2 protein-coding genes are annotated in these 1,611 nt (G+C 63.7%); one reads left to right on the forward strand and one right to left on the reverse strand.

All coding sequences use genetic code 11. From position 1 onward, the window contains the following. The coding region (locus tag KDH09_12790) for a hypothetical protein (protein ID MCB0220569.1) at positions 1–224 on the reverse strand (224 nt) is incomplete at its 3' end. A gap of 264 nt (positions 225–488) precedes the next feature. Between KDH09_12790 and KDH09_12795 the strand changes: the two genes are divergently transcribed. After that, a partial coding sequence (locus KDH09_12795; protein MCB0220570.1) for a hypothetical protein occupies positions 489–1,611 on the forward strand: 1,123 nt, incomplete at its 3' end.

Consider the following 1,611-nt stretch of genomic DNA (forward strand, 5'->3'; position numbering starts at 1 on the left):
AGCATCTCGACCCGCGCGATGCCGAACTGGGCGTCGGCGCGCTCGCTCGCGCGGGGGAAGGATTCCAGAACCCAGGAATAGAGGCGGGCCGCGTCCTTGAGACGCCCGGCATTGCGGTGCTCGTCGGCCTGGGTGACGATCTCGGCCGCGCTGATTTCCGGCGCCGGGGACCGCGCGGGGGCGCAGGCGCCCAGCAGCCCCGCTCCCACGACCGCGAGGAACAACAGGACGGGCAGAACCCGCCGGGTTTTTGCGATGTGCGCCAAAGCAGCCCCAACGCATGCGCCCCGCCTCCGGAGCGCCAGGATGAGCCCTCAACCTGATCCGTATCACAGGCACAATACCCAATCCTGCGGCAGGCTGGTAGTTGCCCCCAAATGACGTTGGGACATCGCATTCCCAAGCGCTATACTGCTGTTTTTGCCGCGTAGGTGAGGCGAAACGGCAGCCCCCGGAACGGAAGTTCCGAGCGGGGCAGGGAATCCGCAATGGCAACCAGTTCGAGAAAAACGCCCGCAAAGAAAGCCGCCAAGAAGGCGGCCCCGAAGAAGAAGGCGGGCGCGCGCGCTGCTGCTCCCCAAAAAGGGACGAAGCCTGCAGCGAAGAAAGCGACGAAGAAAACCGGCACCGGCGCCACCGCTGCGCGCGCCGGCACCGCGAAGATCATGACCAGCACCGACAAGAAGCTGGTCGGCAACATCCAGGGCACTGCCACGCGCGTGCAGTCGACGATTCTTTCGAAGAAGACGCCCAATCTGAAGTTCCCCCAGCGCAGCCTCTCGAACGTGCAGTTCGATCCCAAGCGCGGCCACTTCACCATCAAGGGCAAGACCGTCGACCGCACACTGACCGTGAACACGGTAAAGAGCTTCGCCCAGATGCTGCGCATGAGCGCGCTCTCCAAGCAGCTCATCGAGAGCAACGACTTCGCCACGAAGCGCGACGCCTACTACCAGACCAAGAACTGGGACGACGCGCGCTGCAACGACCAGGTCGAATCCGACACGATCATGGACGACATCGAGGCGCTCTTCGGCGTGAACAAGGAGCAGCTCGGATTCCGCCCCGACGACCATGGCGGCGCGGTCGCCGGCGCCCTCATCGTGATCGACCGCAATCCGATCACGGGCGAGACCATTCGCATCGACTGCACCCAGTTCGGCTCGGGTGCCTACTCGATCCCCTCTTCGGTCGAGCACCTGGAGTTCGAGACCAGGGCCAAGTTCATCATGGCCATCGAGACGAGCGGTATGTTCGAGCGCCTGAACCACCACCAGTTCTGGGCGGACAACGACTGCATCCTCGTCTCGATGAACGGCGTGCCCTCGCGCGCGATTCGCCGCTTCATCCGGCGCCTTGCCGACAACAAGAAGATCCCAGTCTACGCCTTCACCGACGGTGACCCCTACGGCTATGCCAACATCTACCGCACCCTCAAGGTCGGCAGCGGCAACAACGCCCACCTCAACCAGTATTTCTGCGTGCCCCAGTGCAGTTACCTGGGCGTGACCCCCGACGATATCACCAAGTACGACCTGCCCACCCACCCGCTCAAGGACGTGGACATCAAGCGCGCCAAGGACGCGATCAAGAACGATCCGTTCTTCGCCC

It is taken from the genome of Chrysiogenia bacterium (genome assembly GCA_020434085.1).
Lineage (GTDB): Bacteria > JAGRBM01 > JAGRBM01 > JAGRBM01 > JAGRBM01 > JAGRBM01.